Origin of the sequence: Streptomyces sp. NPDC007095, assembly GCF_040634475.1 — a bacterium.
Classification (GTDB): Bacteria; Actinomycetota; Actinomycetes; order Streptomycetales; family Streptomycetaceae; genus Streptomyces.
This window is the reverse complement of record NZ_JBEYFS010000045.1, coordinates 1-21651: the sequence shown is the minus strand read 5'-3', so window position 1 is coordinate 21651 and position 21651 is coordinate 1. Positions and strand designations below refer to the sequence as shown.

The following is a 21651-nucleotide window of genomic DNA, read 5'->3' as shown; positions in this document are numbered from 1 at the left end:
GCTTTCGTCAGGGCCAGCAAAGCGCCTCGTAAGTGAAATATTCCCACAACCCGGTGCGGGGTTCGCCGCGTTCGACGCCCCGAATCTGATCGCGCATGCCGGGCTTGCCCCGGCTGCCAGGGCGGTGTGACCTGCCTCAACTGGTCACCGATAAGATGAAGGTGACACTCGCATATTGGTGGCCATTTTCACTACATCCGGGCCATCCCGGTCTCCTACACGCGCCAGCTTCTTGCACTGCTACGCCACATGCCAGGACAGCGCTGCGCCGCTGCATCGGGCAGATCGGCACGTCAGCCACCAGCGTCTCTCTTCCCACCCTGCAATCTCTCTTCGTCCTGAGGACCGTAGCCGTCGACGACATGGGTGATGCGCGTTTCCGGAAAGCGACCCCCTGTGACCAGCCCATCTCGACGCCGTGACCCGCAATTTCAAGATGAAACGCGGCTCAGTGAGGCTGGTTCAAGGCACGGGTGAGCTCCCTGTTAGCGGCCCGAGATGCTTCGAGTTCTTCCGTCCTTTCCTCAAGCTCACCACGTGTCTCGGCGATTTCCTGTTCCAACATGGTGATGCGTCGCTGGAATTGCTCGATGTCCGGTTGGACCCCGAGTCCGGATTCGTTCCATGCCTGCTGGCCAAGCTGCCCGGAGAGCCTCTTTTCCAGCTGGCGTACTCGTGTGGCCAGACGGGTGTTGCGCTGCAGCGCGTTGGCCAGGTCGGTCTGCAGGGAGGCTCGGCTGACTGCGGCCAGCTGGCCATCCTCGACTGGCGTGTTGGCAGCTGCGTGAACGCGTTCGAGCAGGTCACGGTGACGGTAGAGGAAGCTGCGGTCGACTCGGGCGTCCCGGGCCAGGGCTGACACGGTGATGTCGCCTCCGGTGCGCAGAGCCGCATCCAGGGCCTTGATCACACGCTGTCGGCGCCGTGCGGAGTCGGCTCGCTTGCCGTCGATCATGCTGGAAGTCATGAGGTCCTCCCGGGGCGCAGGTCGGGCCGGGGCTGCCGCACCGTCGGCATGCCGAGCGAGACGGCGCCCGCCCGCGTCCTGCGGACGACGGTGACGGCCTGCTGGATCTGGGCCCGGTCCTCGTCGGTGAGGTCACCGAGTTCCTCGCGGACGCGTTTGACCAGGCGGCGCACTCGGCTGATCTCGTCGTCCGAGGGCATCGCCTCTCCCTTGGCCCAGTCGTCGGCGTCGGTGAACGCGGCCAGGCGCTCGCGGTTGCGCAGGAGATCGGCCAGATAGGCTTCCAGATCGGGCAGATAGGACACGTCGGTGCGGAAGTGACTGCAGCCGACGCAGCGGAACCGGACCGGGCAGTCCTGACCGCCGGCGGCGACGTTCGACGGTTCGGTGCAGGTACCGTAGGGAACCTGGGTCTCGCCGATCGCCCGGCGGGCGTGCTCGGCGTCGAGGACAACCTTGGCCTGCCGCCAGACACGGTTACCGCGCCGGTCGAACTGCATCGCAGTAACACGATCGACTGCTTCGCGTTGGCGCTTCTCGCTGACCCGGTAGTAACGCTGTGTAGTGTCGAGCTGGCGATGGTCCATCAAAATCCGGAGGGCGTCGACGGGGACACCGGCGTCGGCGTGACGCTGCGCATAAGTGTGGCGGTAGGCGTAGGGGAAGATCTTCGCCTTGTCGAAGGGCAGCATCTTCGTGACGCGTGCACCGGCAACCTCGACGACGGTGGGGACGAGGAAGTCCGGCAGGGAATCAACCCAACCTCGGTGGCGGTCCCCGAGCCAACTGGCGGTCAGCGACTTCGTGCCGTGCGGGTTCGCCACCGGTGACGGCATGAGGACGAGGTCCTTGGCCGGGGCCTTCGGGAATCGGTCCCGGACGCACTGCTGCTGTTCGACGACGAGGGCCGCGGTGGCCTTGGCGATCGGCAGCCGCCGGCCGTTCCTGAACGCCTTGCGGTTGTCGTAGACCAGGACGGGCTCGCCGTCGCCGTCCCGTTCGAGGCAGTCGAAGGGCAGCTTGCAGATCTCGTCCGGGCGGCGGCCGGTGTCCATCAGCAGTTCGACCGCGGTGCGGGCCTGCGGGTCACCAGCTCCCAACGTATCCAGGTGGTCGCAGAGTTGCCGCATCACCTCCAGCGGGAGGTCGCGACCGGCGTCGGTGTCCTCCGGGTCATCCGGGATGTCCTCGGGCCGGAGCGTAAACTGTTCGGACAGGCCGTGCAGGGGCTGTCCGGGCTGCGTCAGCCCGAGACTTCTCATGCGGCTGAGCATGCGCCGCAGGTGCCGGACATCGACGACGTGGCGCGCGGCGGCGACCTCTCCCCGCTGCACCAGGTAGCGCATCCGGTTGAGAAAGGCCACGATGTCGTCGCGGCCGAGCCGCCGCGGGTCCGTGCCCTGGTCCGGCCGGTTCAGCCGGAGGCTGTCGGAGAGCCTGACGATGCAGTTGATCTGCGTCTGCATCGCTCCACGGGGGTTGGTGCCCCGGCGGCGGGGAGCATCGTCGACCGCCCAGTCCTGGGCGGCTCTGCGCAGCCACGGCTGGCTGATCTTCTCGAAGTGGAGGTAGCCGGTCATGCCGAAGGCGGCACCGTCCCAGGTGTCCTTGTGCCGCTCAGTCTCCGGCGACATGCCCCAACGCATGACGTGCTTGAGGAACCCCTTCGCCAGCGCGGCGTTCATCCTGCCCAGGCCGGAGAGGTCGAGTTCGGCCAGCGAGCCGACCTGCCGGGAGCGGAGGAGATCGCAGAACGGGCGGATGTGGTGGTCCTTGTGCCGGATGCCGGCGGCGACGCGTTCCTGCAGCCCGTAGAGGATCTCGGCCACGACCCGGTCGGGCAGGCCGAGCAGGCTCACCCTCCCGGCCTGGGCGATGGCCGGGGTGGTCAGCCGCCAGGTCTCCTCATCGAGGGTGCTGCCCTTGCTGATCTCCAGCAGTCGGCGCTGGTAGTGGGCCATGCAGTACCGGCGACTGTGCCCGTCACGGGACCGGGGGCACGAAGCGACCTCACAGGGGCCGAAGCCGGGCAGCGCCTTGACGGACGGATGGCAGATGAACTCCTCCACCGGCAGGCCCAAGGACTTCTTCTGGCCCAGGTGGGCGCTGCACAACCCGACGCGTGACGTCTTTGACGGGCGCCCGCACTCCGGAACGCGGCAGTCAGCGACGCCGATCGAGCGCCAGTGCCGTTTGACGGTGGACACGAACTCCTCGAAGCTCTGCCCGCTGGCCTTCAGTCGCTTCGCGCAGCCCACGCACAGCCCATGGTCCTTGGTATGGAAGACGACCTTGTCGCAGCCCGTCACCAGGCACTCCGGGCCACCGAGCAGAGGATGGTCACGGGGGAAGACCAGCTGGCGGTCCTCGCCATCCCAGCTCATGAACTGCTGGAATTCCACTGTCACCGCCCTCATGAGAGCGTCGGTGACGTCGTCCTGCTCTGCTGGCAGATTCTCGACAGGGGCGAGCGTCATCGATCGCCCTCCTTGGCGTTCACACGCGGAAGAGGCACCCGCTCAACCGCCTCGCGAAGCCGCGAGGGCTTGGGGTGCAGGTAGGGGCGCGGCGATTCCGCGCTCTTCTGACCCAACAGGGCCTGGATCTCGTCCAGTTTGCCGCCGGCATCGGCGACGTTGCTGGCCATCGCATGCCGGCACATCCGCGGGCCGATCTTCCGGCCCAGCCCGGCCCGCCGGGACAGCGACTCACACAGTTCGCCGATCGCATCCGTCGTCATCGGTGCCCCGTAGGGCGGCCGGAACAGGTTGACCAGCAGGAAGTCGCTGCCGCTGGCTCCCAGGCGCTCGTGGCGCTCCAGCGCGTAGTGGTCGAAAGCCTGCACCACGAGGAAGTCGACGGGCATGGCCCAGGACTTCTTCGACTTCGACCAGGCACGGTTCTCGTTTTCACGCCGGACGACGTGCACGTGGGCGCCCTCGGCGTCGCAGCCCAGCGAGCGGGAGTCCATCAGCAGGTGCGGATCGCAGCGGCGCAGGCCCGCAGCCTGCCCCGGGCGCAGTCCGACCCGCGACAGCAGCAGGAGAATGAGCCGGTCGCGGGCGGAGCGGCACTGCAGGAACATGGCGACGATCTCCTCGTCGCTGGCCCGGTCAATGGCGGTCTCGGGCTCCTGGAGCCGGTGGCGGGCCCGCATCCGGTACCCGCATGGCGCCGCTCTCGCCGCGAGCCTCCTGGGGCAGGTCACGGACGTCGCCGAGCTCGTAGATCTGCTCCAGCACCCAGGTCGGCGCGGCCTTGTTCACCACGGCGTGCACCAGGAACATCCGCACTGCCGTCAGCACCTTGTTGATCCGGCTCTCGCCCCGGACCGGCCTCGCGCCCGGTCCGGGCACCACGACGCGCAGTCGGCCGTCGCTCCGCGGGGTCCACTTCAGCCAGAGCATGAACAGGCCCATGTCCCGGGCGGCGGTCCGCCACTCCCGCCCGGTGCTCACGCACCACACCAGGAACAGCACCACGGCCTCGGCGTACGCCTTCGTCGTCGTCTCCGCCCGCCCCCGGGCCAACCTCAACTCCCGCAGGAAGCAGTCGACTTCCTCCACCACCCCCAACTCGTCGTCCACCACGGTCCAGTACCGGGTGCCCGACGGCATCTGTACAGGGAATGCACGCACTTGGTACCCCTACTCCACGAGTCGATCGCAACGATCCACCGCAGAGCCACACCCCCTGAGAACCGTCACCACCTCCCCAACGAGAGGGCTTGGTAAGACGTCACACCACAGCCGGGGAACCCCCAGAGAACGTGGCTGTCGCCGACCGGATCGTGGTCCTGGATGAAGGGCGGATCGTCCAGGAGGGCACCTACGCCCAACTCACCCAGGAGCCCGGTCTGTTCCGGACCCTGTGGGAGCTGCAGCGCCGAATGAGCGGTGTTGCCTCCTGATCACCGCTCGCCGGTCCGCGCTGCGCACTCGCCCGTCCACCGTCGCGAAAGGCAGAGATACGTGACCTCTCCCGTCTCCCCTTCGGATCACGTCACACCGCGTACGGCTCTGCCCGCAGCGCAGTACGCCGCATCCCGGCATGCGGCGTGGCTCGGCGCCGCCGCGATCATCACCGACGAGGTCGGCCGGGTCCTGCTGGTGCACCCCACCTACCGCAAGGACGACTCGTGGCTGCTGCCCGGAGGCGTCGTCGAACCCGGCGAACACCCGCACATCACCTGCCGGCGCGAGATCACCGAGGAACTGGGCCTGGATCTGCCCCTGTCGGCCGTGCTCGCCGTCCACTCCTTCTCCCCGCGCCACCCCGACCTCCAACCCGGCACGCCCTGCCCCGGAGAGGTCCGGTTCGTCTTCGACGGGGGAACCCTCACCCCCGACCAGGCGGAGGCGATCCGCCTGCCGCACGAGGAGCTGTCCGAGTACGCCTTCCTGGAGAGCCGGGAAGCGGTGCAGCGGCTGCGCCCCGTGGACGGGCAGATCATGCTCGCCGCCTACCGTGCCCGGCTCGGGAACACCGCCACCGCTCACCTCGCCGACGGCCGGCACATCCTCGACGTCCCGGCGCTGGACCGCCACGACGTGCACGTCCGCTACCGGCCCTTGTGGGACAGCCCTCTCAACCGCGGCCCCGTCCCCGGGCAGCTGCCCGTACAGCAAGCCTGGGCGTGGTGCTTCGTCCCCGACGGCCGGGTCGTCCTCGTGGCCGACCCCGGCCCGCGGGGCGCGCTGCCGATGCTGCCCGGCGGCACCGTGGAGAGCACCGACGCGACGCCCGAGGACACCCTGCACCGCGAAGCCGCCGAGGAAGCCCAGCTCACCCTGGCCGATCCGGTGCGACTGGGCTGGGTGCTGGACGAGACCGGCGAGGTCTACGGCGGCGTGGGGCCCAACGCCCGGCTGCGCCTGGCCGCCCGGGTCACCGCCATCGGGCCGGCGGCCGTCGACCCCGCCACCGGCCACCCCTTCGCCCGCCTGCTCACCACCCCCACCCAGGCAGCCGCCCTGCTGGGCTGGGGCCCGCCCGGCGCGCGGCAAGCCCAGCTCGCAGGGGAAACAGCACGGGATCGGTGGGGCCTGCCCACGGCCCGTGCCGCCTCCATCGAGGAGATCCCGGCGGAGGGGATGCGGCTGAGCTGACCCGAACGACCGCCCCGCCTCGACTCGTCCCGCTCCACGTCCCTCTGAGGTAGCCCCATGCCGTTGTCGCACGACCACATCCGCACCACCGTCGAGACCTACCTCGCTCGCCACCCTCACGAGCGCGAGCAGCTCGGCGGCCTCCTGGACGCCCTCGACCGTCCCACCGACATCGCCGGCCGCTCCACCTTCACCGGACACGTCACCTGCGGCGCGATCGTCGTCGACCCGCTCGGCCGCGTCCTGCACGTGCTGCACCTGGCGAGCGGGAAGGTCCTCGCCCCCGGCGGTTAGGCCAAGTATTTGAGACTGTCTCACCCTCCCTTCGCGGAGGGTTTCTTTGTGTCCAGCAGACGGTTAGGTTCAGGGCTTCCCACCTGTCTCAAGGAGCCCTGTGGACTACTTCTTTACCTCCCGCGACAAGGTCCGCCGCTACGGTGCGGCGCCCGACGGCACCGACCTTGACGGCCTGCGGTACGTAACCCGGGAGCGGGCGCTCAAGGACGGCACCCCGTTCTTCCTCGGTTCGGACATGCGGCCCTTGGAGCCGCACTGCTCCTACTTCCTGGATCTGGCCAAGACGCTCAAGGCGAAGTCGTTGCAGGACTACACCTACGACTTCCTGGACTTCAGCAACTTCCTGGAGAGCCTCGATCCGCCGAGTGACGTGCTGTCGGCGGTGGAGGACGACCTGCTCGCGTACCGGGAGCACTGCACCGAGCACCGGGACGAGCCCATGTCGCCAGCCACCTGGAAGCGCCGCCGCGTGACGATTGGCAGCTTCTACGACTGGGCAGTTGACGAAGCCAAGCTGCTGGTGAGGCGCCCTTACTACCGGCGCCCCAATGGTCGGGACGTTCTGAGCTGGGGCGCCACCGCGACGCTCGACGTACGGCATCTCACTTACGAGCAGTGGTGGTTCCTGGATCGTGTCGGCCTTCGCGGGCTCCTTCCGGACGGCACGGCCGACCCGTCGTTCCGCTCCGCGCACACGCTGCGCGACAGCGCTGGCGGCAATCTGTCCATCACTACCGGCCTGCGGCTGCGTGAGTTCCGTGCCCTGCTTGACATCGAGGTCGGCCCACCACGCCGAGACGATACGGCGAAGGAGGTGGAGCTACAGGCCATCGCCAAGTTCGGTTTGCCGCGGACCGTCGAGATTCAGAACGAGATGCTTCGGGAGATCGACTGGTATCGCCGGACCGAGCGCGCCGCCATGGTGCGCCGAGCATCGAGGAATCTGTGGCGGCGCCGCGAGGAGTTCTTCGTCGTCGATGACGTCGACAAGCGACAGATGAAATTGCGTGGTGTCGAGCACGGCAGGCGCCGGACCCGAAGCATCAAAGCGATGGGCGTGGACCTGCGAGCGCGGACCATGATCGAGGGAGAGCACGGGCTGGAGCCGATGGCTCTGTTCGTAGGCCGCCATGGACGGATGATCTCCAACCAGCGGTGGGAGCAGATATTCCTCGACGCGCATGCGCGCACGCTGCGGATCATCGAGGAGTACGGCCTGGAACTGGAGATGCCGAATCAGGTCCGGATCCACGACCTACGGCACACGTTCGCGATCTACATGCTGGAACTGCTGACCGAGCGGCTGCGCAAGCAGGACGCGGAGGAGTTCGCGCGCTCAGGCCGTGTCCCGGCTTACGCAGCCGACCACCAGTCACGGAACCCCTTCCTGACCGTGATGCGGCTTCTCGGACACCGCCGCCCAGAGTCGACGATGCGGTACCTGACGTACAAGAAGAAGTCGAACCTCCTGGTCGCGCAGGCCATCAGGGAGTGGAACGAACAGGACGTCACATACGCGGAGTTGGCCGCACGGCACGGTGGACGGGGGAACGGCTGATGCCCCGCCGAGGAGAACGCCGCAGCACCTCCGGCGTCCGTCGGCCCCGGTCCGTCGAGCCCTCGCCGAATCGGATCGGGATACGTGAGATCGTCTTTCGCCAACGAGATCGCCCTGTCCATGCGCGACTTGACCCGTCCCAGTTCGACTGCTCCACCTTGGCCGGGCAGCTCGCGGATCTGTGGATCGACTACCACCGCAAGAACGCACTCAAGACCGTTCACGCCTACCCGACCGCCATCCGCTCCTTCGCGAAGTTCCTCGACAAGCGCCTGTCGGCGCAGGGCATCGACCCAGCACAGGCCCGGTTGGAAGACGAGCGGCTTGATCTGCCGGCCTTGCTCCATGCCTGGGGGCAGAGCCTCCTCCAGGAGTACCCCGAGTATTCCCGGCGCCCCTGGGGCTTGGAGCGCGCTTTGCTCGCCCTGCTCAGCCACGGGGCCGAACGCGATCTGAACATTCCCGATCGTGTGCGGCGCCGCGCTGCGGCCCCTCCCGGCGTACGTAAGGCCACCGGGCAGGTCCTGGACGAGTTCAGCAACGCCGAACGGGTGGCCATGCGCAAGGCCGCTCAGGACGATGTCCGCTCGCTCGAGAAGCGGCTCGCCCAAGGGCGTGAGCTCCTGGAGGCCGGGCAGGATCCGCACCAACACGGATGGCTGGAACTGCCGAACCTGATCTGGGCCACCCGAAACGGGCTGGTGGACAGCCAGACTCTGGGCGAAAACCTTCCGCTGACCCGCAACTGGCCTTCGCAACTCCGTGAGTTCGCCCAAAGCACCGGTATCTGGCCCGGCATCGGCCTGATGGGCTGTCTGCACCGCATGCTGTTTCCCCGGGAGATCGACCTTCATCCGTTCCGCGTCCTGCTTCTGCTCGCGATGACCGACTGCACCTCGGAGGAACTGCACGCCCTTCAGGTGCCCGATCTGGAGTTCAGCGCCGAGGGCGTGCGCATCGTCCAGTCCAAGGAGCGCGCCGAACGCATCCGCGCGGACTTCCACCTGACCGATGCCTCCTACGGCATGCCCGAGGAGCCCGGCGACAAGGAGTATCCGGGCCGCGGCGCATGGGATGTGCCGGGCCTGCTGCGACGCCTCCTTGAGGTCAACGCGCTGACGCGCACGGTGTTCGACAGCGAGCCGTGGTTGTTCACCGCGGTGGAGTCCCGCAGGAGCGTGCGCATGGAAGCCGCGCTGGCCGCCTTCGCCGACCCGGGCCGGCGCTTCACCCACTGGCTCGGTGGCCACAGCGGTCCTGAACGGCCGTTCCCGAAGGGAGTCTCACAGCCCCACGACGTCCGGCGGCTGCGGAAGACCGCGAAGACGACCCGGGTGGTCGCGCTCGGCGGCACCCTGACCGACCTGGCCGGCGACGACCACAGCGTCCGTGTTTTCCAGCAGTACTACGCCCACGGCACCACAGCCCACGTACTGGCGGGCGCCGCAATGAACCGCGCCCAGTCGAAAGTCTTCGCCACGGTCACCGGAAGAGCGACCTTGGTGCGGCCAGAGGACGAAACCCGCCTGGGCGAGCCCGAAGTCGCCACCGCGCTCGGAGTCACTCCGGAGCAAGGCGCCGAGCTGCGCGACGGTGAGCTCGACATGGGCGTGTCGAACTGCAAGGACCCGCACAATTCTCCCCACTCGGTGCCGGGAAAGCTCTGCCACGTCGCCCCGGCGATGTGCATGGTCTGCGACAACGCCGTCGTCTTCGTCTCCCAACTGCCCCAGCAGCTGATGCTCTTCGACCACATCCAGCACATGCGCGACGTGCTGCCGCCGAAGACCTGGCACAGCGTCTGGGGGCGGCAAGACGCCGCGCTGAGGCAGGTCTTCGAGGAGTGCACCGACCACATCGAGGACGCGCGCAAGACCATCGAAAAGCAGTCCCTCACCCTGAACCTTCCCCTGGGGATGCGAACGGAGTACGACCGTTGAACACGCCCGCCCGCCCGCTCGCGCTCAAGTCCGCGACCTTCGCCGACCATGAACCGGTCTACTCCGATCTTCCCGGCCAGATCCCCGGCGTGACCGGGCCGACGTTCGGCCGTCCCGACATGTGGCCGGGGGACAACGTCCGCCGACCTGCCAACACCGTGAAGGCCGCGTGGCGGTGCGACTTCCCCGGCGATCCGACAGGGAACCTGCTCATACGGGAGGTGGCTTTCTGCATGCTCCACCCCACACATTCCGCGCTGCAGGAGGCCGGGATCTTCCTGCCTCCTGGAAAGTGGGGACTGCGTAGGACCGCGCAGAGCTGCTTTGACCTGGCGAGATTGAGGACCTGGGCCCAGGAGCAGGACATGCCGGACGATTTCGGCCTGTGGGATCCGGCGGACTGGCAGGCGTTCATCGATTCGCGTTCACGCGTCACCGAGCCCTCGTCCGTACGCAAGGTGGTCTCCTCGGTACGGCACCTGATGATCTTCTCGCCGGTTCTCACCGGCGTCCCCACGTTGGAGGATCCCTGGCCGGGGAAGTCGAGCGCCCAGGTCGCCGAATCGGTATGGACCGACGAGCTGTCCACCCCGGCGATCCCACCCGAGGTCTGGTGGCCGCTGCTGCGGGCGGCCTGGGCGTACATCGACAGTTTCGCCCCCGACATCCTGGTCGAACGCGACCGTCGCCAGGCCGAACCAGTCAGCGGACCGCCGCCGCAGATGGACAGCGACCGCGAGCTGGAGGCGTGGCTGGCGAATCCCGGCACAAGCATCCCGCTCAACCCACGTAACCGCGGCCAGGCCCGCCGCGGCGAGGTGAACTGGCGGCGGGCCAGCAAGCTCGCCACCAACGGCCACACCCCGGTGCTGTTCGCCGCCGAGAAACCCCATGGCCTCAAGCGGCGCCGGCGAGTGCTCGAATGGCTCGCCGAGACCGGACGCAGTCACATCGGCCCGGTACGTGAACCGTCCTTCACCCCGCCTGCCGAGAAGCAACTCACCCACCGCGACCGAGTCCTGCTCGAGTGGCTGGACAGCCCGGACAACTTGATTCCCGTCCACCCGGCAGACGATCAGGTCGCGTGGGCCGGAGAGCCGAACTGGACGGAACTCGCCCGACTGGTCTACGGCCGGCACATCAACGTCTTCGCGCTCGGCAGCAAGGACAAGGCCAAGCTCCGCCGTCAGTGGGTGTGTGAGGTGGCCCGTGATCCGAACCGCACCATCGCGACTGATCATGGGCTCAACCCCCGGATGCTGAGGGCTGCTTGCTACGTCTTCGTCGCCGCGCTGACCGCCATGCGCGACAGCGAGATCCACGAGATCGAACGCGGGGCCCTCGCCCAGTACTACGGCGCCCCTGCACTCGCCTCCCGGAAAGTGAAGGGCGACGACTCCCGGCCCCGCGGTTACTGGTGGATCATCGCGCCCGTCGCACAAGCCATCGCGGTTGCCGAACAGCTCACCTGGCACGACACCAGAGTCTTCACCGCCGTCACCGCCGGGTTGGCCCAGGGCGGCGACGGCGGCTTCGACGCCGCTCGCGACATCGACGACTTCATCGCCACCGTCAATGCCAACCGCGAGCACACCGGCCTGGAAGAGATTCCCGAAGCGCTGGTGCGACCCCACATGTTCCGGCACACCATGTCGATCATCGCGGCCCAGGAGCCCGATGGCGAGATCGCGCTCGGACTGCAGCTCAAACACGCCGCCCGGCGAGCGATGGCGAACCGCACCACCCTCGCCTACGGCAAGCCCGACGCGCGATGGGCCAAAGAGTTCGACAACCAGCTGCAGGTCGCCGCGGCCAAGAAGCTGGTCTCCCTGCTTCAGGCCCGCCGGGCCGGGAAGGTCATCGCGGTCGGTCCCGGCGCCGCACGTTTCCACGCCGGGCTCGACAAGGTCAACGACGTCATCGAGCAGAGCACCGTGCTCCGTGCCCAACTTGCCGACGAACGTCTGGAGATCACCCTGTTGCGGGACGAGTTCGCTGATCTACACCTGGGCACGGTCAACCACTGCCTATGGAACGCCCCCACGGCCGAGTGTCAGAACCAACTCCCGCCCGAACAGCGTGGCCAGACCCCACTCCTGGGGGCGTGCCAGCCCGCCCGATGCCGCAACTCGGTGCTGACACTCGCCCACGAGCGGATCTGGCGGATGGAGGAGGCTGACCTCGTGTCTCTGCTGAAGAAGAAGCTGTCCAAGCCGCTGCGCGAGCAAGCCCTGACCCGGCTCGCTGAGGTCCGCTCGGCAACCATGCAGTTCGACAAGATGAGGGAGAACGCCTGATGCCGGTGTCCGCCGCCACAGAGACCAAGCTCCGCGAGGCCATGGCTCGACTGCTGGCCGGCGAGCCGCTGCACACCGACGGCGCGCTGACCAAGGAGAACCTGGCACGCGAGGCGAAGGTCAGCCACGCCACGGTGCACCGGGCCGAGGAGATCCTGACTGAGTGGAACTCCAAGATCTCCCGGCCTGTGCTCCGTACGCCAGGAGAGGTCCAGCGCGACGAAACCATCGCTGACTTGCGCAAAAGGCTCCGCGAGGCCACCACCAGGGCGACAGAGCTGCAGGGCAAGCTCGACGCGCTCGCCACGGTGACGGCGAACCTCTACTACGAAAACCTTGAGCTGAAGAAGAAGACGTCCGTCCAGGGACAGCGCCGCATCGCCGTCCTGCCTGCGTCGGACCCCTGGCTGGAGTAACTCCGCAGGTGGGAAGTCCACTGAGCCGAAGCACATCCCCAGTGAAATGCCGAGAGGCCGGGCTCTGGGGAGAGCACGGCCTCTCGGGTGGTGACGTGGCGCCTACCAGTAGGTGCGCGTGATCTTGTCAGGCAGTCGCCCCTGCCGCTCTCCTTCCTGGAAGATCGCTGATGCCGCGATCAGGAAAGCGCGACGGAGATTCGGGTCCGGGTCGGGATTTTCCACATTCCCGACGTTTTTGTCGAGGAGCATGTCGCCGAAGGTTATTCCCTCCAGCGTGCAGGGGCGGGCGACTGATCCCTCCGGGTCGATCAGGACGTTCCCGGTGACACCTTCTGCAGTTTCCCAGACGTAGACGGATCCCACTTCGAGAGAAGCGGTCTTCCTGCACGTCAGTGATGCTGTCACGGGGATTTCCACCAATTCGCTCGCGCCAGGGGGTTTGATCACCGGAATCCTATACCGTCCGCCGCGGGTGCATACTCGTCCCAAGTGTGGCCAGCGTCCAGGGTCGCCTGATGGGCGCGGCGATAGTTCTGGTCGCCGTGCTGACGCATCCAGTTCGACTCGTACAGTTCATGCGCGAGCAGATCGAAATCGCTGGGATGCGGATTTCCGTTCTGAAGGCGTTCCCAGGCCCTGGCGATACGCGGATTAGCGTCGAATCGCAGCATTCCCGCGTCGAGCTGATGCGATTCGACGAACAGGTGGTTGTAGATCTGATTGATGTCGGCCGCGGAATAGCCATGCGACGCCGCAGTCTGCGCCACGCGGTCGAGCTGGGCGTCGGCGCGGATCGCGTCGTAGGCGTGGTCCGCCCATTCCAGCTCGAAGTCCATCTCGCTGCGCGGCCGCCGGAAGGCCGAACCGCCGGACTGCAGCTCCCGCTCCGTGGCCACCGCGGTCCGCCGCCACCCGGTCAGCCCGCCGACCCCGGTGAGGACCAGCTGCTGGGCGAGTTCGTCGGCGGTCTCTGCGTACAGGTCGGCGAGCGCGTCGCAGCCCTGTTGCCGGAGCATGTACTCGGCGCGGTAGAGCCGGTAGGCGGGGCGGACGGGAAGGTACTTGTCGATGAACGCGCCCGCGCCACCGTTTTCACCTGTGAACGCGTCCTCCAAATCCCCGAGGAACACGAACGGCGACTTGGCGACGTCCACGAAGGCATCGCCGAAGATGCCGAGCGCTTCGCCGAGGCTGTCGACTCGGTCATTGTTCGGGTCGTCGGGGGTCAGACCGCTGGGGTCGGTGAGCACGCTGGGCACGTTGTCGGCGTAGGCGTACGCGGAGACATACGGCGTCGACAGGTCCCTGTCGGCCGGGTCGGACCGCGTGAAGCGGCCGGTGGCGGTGTCGTACTGGCGGGCGTGCAGATCGAGATTGCCGGTGCTGGTCTCGTACCGGGCGCCGGTGTACGACGGGGTGCTCCCGGGCGCGCCGCTGGTGGTGGTGTTCAGGACGCGGGTGCCGAACGAGTCGTAGGCCCAGCGCTGGTAGAGGGTCCCGGTGCTGTCGGCGACGTCGACCGGGGAGCCCTGGGTGTCGTGGTGGTAGTAGAAGAGCGCCCCGGCGCCCGTTTTGGTGGCGGTGGGCTGGCCGAGGGGGTCGTAGCGGTAGGACTGCTTGACGGCCCAGGCGCTGTCGTACTCGGTGGCCAGGATGGGCAGGGGTGCGTTGGGGTCCCACTGGGTGCGGTTGGTGACCGCGCCGTCCTTGACAGTGGTGACCTGGTTGCCGCTCGCGTCGTGGTCGTAGGTGTAGGCGGCGCCCCCGACGGTGGCGGCGGAGATCTGTCCGGCCAGGTCGTAGGTGTAGGTGTCGGCGCCGGCTTTGGTCCGGTTGCCCTCGGCGTCGTGGTCGTAGGCGGTGGTCGCGGTGCCGGTGGTGGTCGCGGTGAGCTGGTCGGCCGCGTCGTAGGCGTAGCTGGTCGAGGCGGTGCCCAGGGTGGAGGTCAGCCGGTTGCCGACCTTGTCGTAGGTGTAGGACGTGATGCGGCTGGCGGCGCAGCCGGTAACCCAGGGCTGCGGCGCGCAGCCGGAGGTGAGCCGGCCGGCCGGGTCATAGGTGAGGTCGTAGCCGCCGGTGCCGACGCCGGCCCGGGTGACGTCGACGCGCGAGGGCTGGCCCGCCGCGGACAGTGTCAGCGCCGTCTTGGTGACCGTGGTGCCCGCCTTGGTGGCGGTCACCGAGGTGACCCGGCCCGCCCGGTCGTAGGTGCGGTTCTCGGTCTCGGTGTTGGGCAGGGCCGATGTGACCAGGTTGCCCGCCGGGTCCCAGGTGTACGTGGTGGTCTTGCCGTCGGCCGCCATCGTCGCGGTGCGGCCGTCGGCGTCGTACGTGTACGTGATCGTGTTGCCGTCGGAGTACTTGCGGGTGAGCATCTGCCCGGCGGCGTCATAGGTGTAGGCGAAGCCGCGCGTCTTGGTCAGATTGCCGACCGTGTCGTAGACGAAGTCCTCGGAGATCTTGGAGTTCGCGCGGGCGGTCAGCTGTCCGGCGTCGTCGTAGCCGAAGGTCGCGTCGGGGGTGGTGTCCGAGTAGTCGATCTTGGTGAGCAGACCGCGCGGGTCGTACGCGTAGCCGGTGGTGCCGCGGGGGGTGGTCTTCCCGGTGACATTGCCCTCTGCGTCGTACGCGTAGGCCGTCTTCCGTTCCAGCGGGTCGGTGACCGAGGTGAGGCGGTGCACCGCGTCGTAGCCGTACGCGGTGACGTGGCCGTTGGCATCGGTGCGCTCGGTGAGGTTGCCGAGCTTGTCGTAACCGTAGGTGGTGACCGCGCCGTCGGGGGCGGTGACTCTGGTCAGTCGGTCCAGGTCGTCGTAGCCGTAGGAGGTGGTGCGTCCGTCGGCGTCCTTGCGCTCGACGACCTTGCCGATGGCGTCGTAGGCGGTGGTGGTCATCCCGCCGAGCGGGTCGGTGACCTTGGTGGGGTAGCCCGCCGGGTCGTAGCCGTACGTCGTCGTGTACTGGGCGGGATCGGCGCCGGTGGCATTGCCGCGCGCATCGACCGCGGTGGCCTGGTGGCCGTCGCCGTCATAGGTCCAGCTCGACTTGTGGCCGAGCGGGGAGACGCGGCTGAGCAGATTGCCGTCGGCGTCGTAGGCGTAGGTCGTGGTCTTGCCCAGCTGATCGGTACTGCTGCTCAGGCGGTTGTTCTTGTCGTAGACGGCGGTGGTCGTCCTGCCTGCGGTGTCAGTGGTCTTGGTGACGTTGTCGTTGGCGTCGTAGGTGTAACCGGTGGTGTGGCCCAGAGGGTCGGTGACCATGAGCGGCCGGTTGATCGCGTCGTAGGTCGTCTTCGTCGTCGCGCCGGTGGGACCGGTGGTCTCCGTGACGTTGCCGGCCGCGTCATACACGTAGGACGTGGTGTAGGCGGCCGGGTCGGCGCCGGAGACATTCCCGCGCGGCGAGACGCTGCTGAGCAGCCGGCCGACCTTGTCGTACGTGTAGGTGGTTTGGCCGCCGGCCGCGTCGGTCTCGGAGGCGAGCCGTCCGCTCGCGTCGTAGGTGCGAGTGAGGGACTTGCCTGCCTGGTCGGTGGTCCGGGTCAGGTTCCCCGTGTCGTCGTAACCGAGCGTGGCGGTGTCGCCCGCAGGGTTGCGCACCGACGTCAACTGCTCGGCGCCGTTGTACTCGTAGGTCGTCGTACGGCCCGGGGCGTCTGTGGCCGAGTTGAGCAGACCGCGGCCGTCGTAGGTGTACTTCGTCGTGTACGCGGCCGGGTCGGCGCCTGAGACGTTCCCGCGCGGGTCCGTCCTGGTCAGGACGCGGCCCGCCTTGTCGTACGTGAACGTCGTCTTCTCACCCAGTGGCGTGGTGACCGACGTCCGGTTGCCCGCAGTGTCGTACCCGTATGTGGTGACCTTGCCGCGCGGGCTCGTCACGGTCTCCAGCGAGCCGAGCGCGGTGTACGTGTAGACGGTCTTGCCAGCCGTCGGGTCCGTCGCCGACGTCAGCCGGTTCGCGGTGTACGCGTACGTCGTCTTGTTGCCGCGGCCGTCGGTGTGGCTGGTGAGGTTGCCCGCGGTGTCGTAGCCCCAGCTCTCCTTGTAACCGAGCGCGGCCGGTGCGGTGCGAGTGAGCATCCGCCCCGCGGTGTCGTACGTCATCTCCGTGGTGTTGCCGCGCTGGTCGGTGATGGCGGCGGGGCGCAGCTGACGGTCGTAGTCGTAGGTGATGCTCTTGCCGTACGGGTCGATCGTCTCCATCAGGACGTTGCTGGCGTAGACGTCGGTCCACACGCCGCCGTCGGGCGCGGTGGTGTGAGACTCGCTCTTGCCGTCCCAGGTGAACGTGGTGGTCTTGGTGTTCTGGTCGGTCTGGGACTTGATGCGGCCCGCGCTGTCGTAGACGTTGCTGACTTTGCCGCCCGCCGGGTCGGTGTAGGACGACAGCCGCTTGCTCGTGTCGTACGCGTACGAGGACGTCCTGCCGGCCGGGTCGGTGACCGAGGTCAGCAGACCGTCGGTGTATCCGTATGAGACCGACGCGCCGTCCGGCAGGCTCACCTTGGACAGCAGTCCGTCGGCGCCGGGTGTGAAGGAGGTGGTGCGACCGGCGGCGTCCTTGACGGAGGCGAGCTTGCCCGAAGCGTACGTCAGGCTCAGGCCCTTGCCCGCCGCGCCGACCACGGCCGTCAGCAGACCGGCGCTGTCGAAGGTCCGCACAGTGTGGTCCGGGGTGGTGACCGTGTACGTAGTCGTCCCCTTGACCAGCTTGGCCGTCGTGCCCGCCGGGGCGGTGTACGTGCCGTCGCTCGCCTGCGTGAACACGAACGACGCCCCGTCGCCCGTCCGGTACGTTACCTTCCCCGTCGCGAGGGTCAGCCGCGCGTCGAACGGCATTGCCCAGCCGCGCCCCAGCAGACCGGTGGAGGTCGAGTCGGACCGATACGTGCGCTCCAGGGTCAGCGGCACCCCCGGACCCGTCAGCGCGGCATCGGTGAGTTGCTCGTAGAACATGCCGGTCGCCGTGTTGACCGGGTCGGCGCGGTGGACCTGGGCGTAACAGGTGCAGATGCCCGCCGCCGCGCCGGGAATGCCGGGCGTGTAGAAGGCCTCCACCAGTGGCGAGGTAGTCCCGCCCGGGCTTGAGCCGTCGGCGTTGTTCAGGAAGACCCAGGCGTAGTACTTCTTGCCGTCCTCCAGGATTCCGCCCAGTTCACTGCCGGCCCACCAGAAGCACTGGTCGGCGGGGTAGGAGTTACTCGACCACCAGTCGTAGCACCAGGCGCCGGTGTCCGGGGTGTCCCCGCTGGGGTCATCGGTGGACTTCTTGATCTCTTGCTGGACGACGGGGGAGCCCGCTTCGTCCAGGACATACAGCCACATCCCGGTGTACGTCGATCCCCGCTGCGGCAGCTTCACCTGTCCGCCGATCGACAGCATGCCGGGGTACGCCTCCGCCCAGGCCGACACCGAAACCGGGTTCCCGGGCGCGGCGGCGAGGCGCTGCGCGGCCGCGCCCGTCTCGGCGGCGGGGCCACGCTTGATGCGCTCCGTGTCCGGCCGACCGTGAGGCGTGCCCTTGGCTTTCCGCTCCGGCGCGTTCATGTAGCCCCGCATGGGCGACAGTTCGTGCCGGTCCTTCGCGACCTGCTTGCGGCGCTCGGCCAGCGTCATCGCCTTGGGTGGATCGGGCAGGTCCTCGGCCGTACGGGCCTTGACCTGGGCGACGCCTGCCGCAGCACCGCCCGGCTGGTCCCGGGGAGCCGCCCAGGACGGGGCGGCAGCCGATATCGCAAGGAGAATGAAGGCCAGGAAGGCCGTGACGAGTCTTCGCGCTTGTGTGCACATGGTGAATTACCTGTCAGGCAGCAGTGCGCAGAGACTCGGTGATGTTGATCCAAAAAGCGTCCGAAGTAACGCGCGGTACGAAATGCGGCTGGATTTCGGTGGCAAGGCTGAAGTGATGAGGGGGGAAGCGCCTGATCACGAGGTTGGGCGAGGGCGGGCAGGTACGCACGTTGGCGTGGACGCGACGATGCGAGCGCGCCGGTGTACGTGAACGTGCCATTACCGGTGGGGGACCGGGCGGAGGACAGCCCTCGAACGGACGAGGCAGCCTAGGTGTTCTGCCCCGTGAGGCCGGCCCGGGATCAGGCACAGGGGCCGAGTGCGCACCGGCCGGCCTCGACGCGACCCGCCTGGTGACGTCGGAACAGAGGACTGACCGGGCCACCCCCGCACTAAGGTCACAAACAGGCAAAACTTGCTGTCTCTTCCTGAGACAGTTGCCGCATGGTTCAGCAGTAGATCGTTCAGGCGCCTCCACAGGGTGTCAGTGAGACAGGTGGGGAACTGAGACATGCGAACTGTTCCTAACGGAGGACACACCGAGCCCGCCGACGAGTCCCTGGCAGCAGCGGCGCTGCGGGAGCTGCACGAGGAGACCGGGATCCCGCCCCAGGCCGTCACGCCGTGGCCCGGCTACGAGGCCGTGCCGTTCGACATCGACATCCACGACATCGACGCCCACCCGGGCAAAGGCGAACCCGGACACCAGCACTTCGACCTCCGGTTCCTCTTCCGCCTGCACACTGCGACAGATGTGCCGGTGGTGCTGCAGGAAGAAGAGGTCGGCGGCATCGAGTGGCGGCCCGTGGACAGGGTGACCTCCCCGTCCCTGCGCGAGAAGCTGCTCAAGCTCCCGCCGAAGACCGAACCGGATACGGCCAATGCCTCCGCCCTGATCTACAACGACCGCGGCGAGTACCTGCTCCACCTGCGCGACTACTTCCCCGGCCGGATCTGGGAGCCGGGCATGTGGTCCCTGCTGGGCGGCGGCCGAGAGCCCCAGGACGCCACCCTGGAACACACCGTGCGGCGCGAACTGGTCGAGGAAGCCGGCCTCGACATCGCTGATCTCACCCCGTTCGGCACCGAGTACGCCACCGACGACGCCGGCGCGACCGTGCCCATCGCCATCTACGCGGGCCGCTGGAACGGCGATCCCCGCGAACTCCACCTGACGGAAGGGGTGATGCTGGCCTGGTTCACCCCCGACGACCTCCACCGCCTCCGTATCGCAGACACCACCAGCGACCTCGTACGGCGCCACGCCGCCAGCCGCCCCGCCGGCACCGCGCCACAGAGCGGGCTCTCATCCCACGAGGAGTGCCGGTCTACCTCCCCGCACGGCACGGTCCTCAACGTCATCGGCGTCCACCTCTACCTGGAGCGGCCCGACGGGACGGTGCTGCTCGGGCTGCGCCACCCCGACTCCGCGTTCGCGCCGTCCACCTGGCACGTCCTGGCCGGCCACTGCGAGCAGGAGAACGCCATCGCCAGCCTGATCAGGGAGGCCCGGGAGGAAGCCGGCCTGCACATCGAGCGCCAGGACGTCGAACTCGTGCACGTCGTCCACCACATCGACAAGGCCGGGGACCGGCCCCGCATGGGCCTGTTCTTCCGCACCCGAATCTGGAGCGGCGAGCCGGAGTTGCGTGAGCCGGACAAGTGCACCCAGTGGAGATTCTGGGACCCGGTCGCGCTCCCCGACAACCTCGTCTCCTACACCCGGGTGGCCATCGGAAAGATCCAGAACGGGGAGCTGTACAGCGAGACGGGCTGGCCCGCATGACCGGCACACCGAGCGGCGCACCCTGTCACGTGTCCGCTGCAACTGCGGCCGGACGTCCGGGCACTCGCCTCGTGGTGATCCGCGGCAACTCGGCGTCAGGCAAGTCAAGCGTGGCCCAGGGCCTGCGAGACCACTACGGCCGCGGTATCGCGATCGTGGGCCAGGACGTGATCCGCCGGAACGTGCTCAGGGAACACGACACCGCGCGCGGCGCCAACATCGCTCTGCTGGGCAGGATCGCGCGTGACGCCCTGGACGCCGGCTTTCACGTCGTACTCGAAGGGATCCTGTACGCCGACCGTTACGGCCACATGATCACGTCCCTGGTACGGGACCACCGCGGCGTCTCCAGCTGCTACTACCTGAACGTGCCGCTGGAAACGACATTTGTCCGACACGCGTCGAAGGCGGATGCCGCGTACCTGGAGCAAGTCACCGACACCCACCTCGCCTCCTGGTACCGCGAGCTGGATCTGTTGCCCGGCGGTCTGGAGACCGTGATCCCGGCCGCCAGCACGCTGCAGGACACCGTCGCGCGCATCCTGCGCGAAACCGACCTGGCCTCTGCCTCTCCCGTCCCGCCACCGCAGTGCCAGCCGTCACAGGGAGACTCGATGAAGCCTCTGGTGTTGATGTCCGATCCGCGGGTCGCCGCGATCCCGGTGCGCGAGTGCGGGGAGCCGCTCGTCGACGTGCGCGATTACAACTTCCGCGTCGATCCCCGCAAGCAGGATCCGCTGGGCGCGTTCACCCACGTCCGCGAGGGCGTCCTGGCCCGGCTGAAGCACGCCCGCTCGCTCCTGCCCGCTGGCACCGACCTGCTGTTCATCGAGGGCTACCGGCCGCTCTCCCTCCAGCATCGTTACTTCACCGAGTACCGGGACGAGCTGGCCGCCGCTCAGCCCGGCTGGACAGCTGAGCAACTGCACCACGCCGCCAGCCGCTACGTGTCACCGCCGGAGATCGCGCCCCACTCCGCGGGCGCGGCCGTGGACGTCACCCTCGTCGACCAGGACGGCCACGAACTCGACCTCGGCACCCGTGTCAATGCCTCCCCCGAGGAGAGCGACGGGGCCTGCTTCACGCACGCCCCGAACCTCAGCGATCAGGCGCGTCACCACCGCACGCTGCTGCTCAACGCCATGGAGAACGCGGGCTTTACGAACTATGGAACCGAGTTCTGGCACTTCTCGGTGGCGGACCGGTACGACGCGCTGATGCGGCAGGAGTCGCACGCTCGCTACGGACCGATCGAACTGCCTTAGAGGGCAGCCGGACTCGTCCACTTTCTCGCCATCCCTTCCGATTCCGGAGACACGGGAGCGCGGCCATCGCTCCTTGGCCTGACGCAATCCCAAGACCGCGACGGACAGAGCACATCGAACGGAGGCACTTAGAACTCCTAACAAAGTGAGAGGTTCCTCAGTCGTCGCCAGCAGATGATGCTGCAGGCCAGGCTGAGGAAGGCTTCGTGGATGTCGTCGCGTATC

At 68.0% G+C, this 21651-nt stretch carries 15 protein-coding genes; 9 read left to right on the top strand and 6 right to left on the bottom strand.

The window, feature by feature from the left end; all coding sequences use genetic code 11:
* Window positions 1–448: 448 nt before the first annotated feature.
* Genes ABZ656_RS17560 through ABZ656_RS17545 form a run of 4 tightly spaced genes read right to left on the bottom strand, consistent with a single transcriptional unit; the run spans window position 449 to window position 4584 of the window.
* A complete protein-coding gene (locus ABZ656_RS17560) occupies window positions 449–967 on the bottom strand; it encodes a DUF6262 family protein (RefSeq protein WP_360268904.1) in 519 nt (172 codons plus the stop codon).
* On the bottom strand, window positions 964–3444 hold the full coding sequence (locus ABZ656_RS17555; RefSeq protein ID WP_360268902.1) for a site-specific integrase: 2481 nt from the start codon (window positions 3442–3444) through the stop codon (window positions 964–966). Before ABZ656_RS17555 ends, ABZ656_RS17560 begins: the two co-directional genes overlap by 4 nt.
* Window positions 3441–4124 (bottom strand): tyrosine-type recombinase/integrase, encoded by a 684-nt coding sequence (locus ABZ656_RS17550; protein WP_360268900.1) that lies wholly within the window; start codon window positions 4122–4124, stop codon window positions 3441–3443. The genes ABZ656_RS17555 and ABZ656_RS17550 overlap by 4 nt, the downstream gene beginning before the upstream one ends.
* The gene (locus ABZ656_RS17545; protein ID WP_360268897.1) at window positions 4081–4584 is read right to left on the bottom strand and encodes a hypothetical protein; all 504 of its coding nucleotides are present in this window, start codon (window positions 4582–4584) and stop codon (window positions 4081–4083) included. Before ABZ656_RS17545 ends, ABZ656_RS17550 begins: the two co-directional genes overlap by 44 nt.
* A gap of 152 nt (window positions 4585–4736) precedes the next feature.
* Between ABZ656_RS17545 and ABZ656_RS17540 the strand changes: the two genes are divergently transcribed.
* The 7 genes from ABZ656_RS17540 (at window position 4737) to ABZ656_RS17510 (ending at window position 12583) form a co-directional block, all read left to right on the top strand.
* Window positions 4737–4877: a hypothetical protein gene (locus tag ABZ656_RS17540; protein WP_360268894.1), complete on the top strand. Its 141-nt coding sequence runs from the start codon at window positions 4737–4739 to the stop codon at window positions 4875–4877.
* 61 nt (window positions 4878–4938) lie between these two features.
* Window positions 4939–6075 carry an NUDIX hydrolase gene (locus ABZ656_RS17535; RefSeq protein WP_360268891.1) on the top strand — a complete coding sequence of 379 codons (1137 nt, stop codon included), beginning with the start codon at window positions 4939–4941 and terminating at the stop codon, window positions 6073–6075.
* Window positions 6076–6132: 57 nt separating this feature from the next.
* A complete protein-coding gene (locus tag ABZ656_RS17530) occupies window positions 6133–6369 on the top strand; it encodes a hypothetical protein (protein WP_360268888.1) in 237 nt (78 codons plus the stop codon).
* Window positions 6370–6469: 100 nt separating this feature from the next.
* Window positions 6470–7930, top strand: a complete 1461-nt coding sequence (locus ABZ656_RS17525) for a site-specific integrase (protein WP_101407690.1) — start codon at window positions 6470–6472, stop codon at window positions 7928–7930.
* 158 nt (window positions 7931–8088) lie between these two features.
* Window positions 8089–9870, top strand: coding sequence for a hypothetical protein (locus ABZ656_RS17520; protein WP_360268884.1), 1782 nt, complete (start codon window positions 8089–8091; stop codon window positions 9868–9870).
* The gene (locus ABZ656_RS17515; RefSeq protein WP_360268881.1) at window positions 9867–12167 is read left to right on the top strand and encodes a hypothetical protein; all 2301 of its coding nucleotides are present in this window, start codon (window positions 9867–9869) and stop codon (window positions 12165–12167) included. Before ABZ656_RS17520 ends, ABZ656_RS17515 begins: the two co-directional genes overlap by 4 nt.
* Window positions 12167–12583 carry a hypothetical protein gene (locus ABZ656_RS17510; RefSeq protein WP_101407693.1) on the top strand — a complete coding sequence of 139 codons (417 nt, stop codon included), beginning with the start codon at window positions 12167–12169 and terminating at the stop codon, window positions 12581–12583. Before ABZ656_RS17515 ends, ABZ656_RS17510 begins: the two co-directional genes overlap by 1 nt.
* A gap of 102 nt (window positions 12584–12685) precedes the next feature.
* On the opposite strand, the gene ABZ656_RS17505 is transcribed toward ABZ656_RS17510, so the two are convergent.
* Window positions 12686–12991, bottom strand: coding sequence for a hypothetical protein (locus ABZ656_RS17505; RefSeq protein ID WP_360268878.1), 306 nt, complete (start codon window positions 12989–12991; stop codon window positions 12686–12688).
* Between the two features lie 38 nt (window positions 12992–13029).
* A complete protein-coding gene (locus ABZ656_RS17500; protein WP_360268955.1) occupies window positions 13030–18201 on the bottom strand; it encodes a DUF6531 domain-containing protein in 5172 nt (1723 codons plus the stop codon).
* 685 nt (window positions 18202–18886) lie between these two features.
* On the opposite strand from ABZ656_RS17500, the gene ABZ656_RS17495 reads away from it, so the two are divergent.
* Complete coding sequence (locus ABZ656_RS17495; protein ID WP_360268875.1) at window positions 18887–20161, top strand: NUDIX domain-containing protein; 1275 nt, start codon at window positions 18887–18889, stop codon at window positions 20159–20161.
* A 29-nt stretch (window positions 20162–20190) separates the two neighbouring features.
* Window positions 20191–21426: a M15 family metallopeptidase gene (locus tag ABZ656_RS17490; protein ID WP_360268872.1), complete on the top strand. Its 1236-nt coding sequence runs from the start codon at window positions 20191–20193 to the stop codon at window positions 21424–21426.
* Window positions 21427–21651: the final 225 nt, after the last annotated feature.

Bases quoted from the DNA above. Each gene is read 5' to 3' on its own strand.
- ABZ656_RS17510 (WP_101407693.1), top strand. From the start codon at position 12,167: ATGCCGGTGTCCGCCGCCACAGAGACCAAGCTCCGCGAGGCCATGGCT.
- ABZ656_RS17500 (WP_360268955.1), bottom strand. From the start codon at position 18,201: ATGACGCTGGCCGAGCGCCGCAAGCAGGTCGCGAAGGACCGGCACGAA.
- ABZ656_RS17555 (WP_360268902.1), bottom strand. From the start codon at position 3,444: ATGACGCTCGCCCCTGTCGAGAATCTGCCAGCAGAGCAGGACGACGTC.
- ABZ656_RS17495 (WP_360268875.1), top strand. From the start codon at position 18,887: ATGCGAACTGTTCCTAACGGAGGACACACCGAGCCCGCCGACGAGTCC.
- ABZ656_RS17550 (WP_360268900.1), bottom strand. From the start codon at position 4,124: ATGCGGGCCCGCCACCGGCTCCAGGAGCCCGAGACCGCCATTGACCGG.
- ABZ656_RS17560 (WP_360268904.1), bottom strand. From the start codon at position 967: ATGACTTCCAGCATGATCGACGGCAAGCGAGCCGACTCCGCACGGCGC.
- ABZ656_RS17530 (WP_360268888.1), top strand. From the start codon at position 6,133: ATGCCGTTGTCGCACGACCACATCCGCACCACCGTCGAGACCTACCTC.
- ABZ656_RS17545 (WP_360268897.1), bottom strand. From the start codon at position 4,584: ATGCCGTCGGGCACCCGGTACTGGACCGTGGTGGACGACGAGTTGGGG.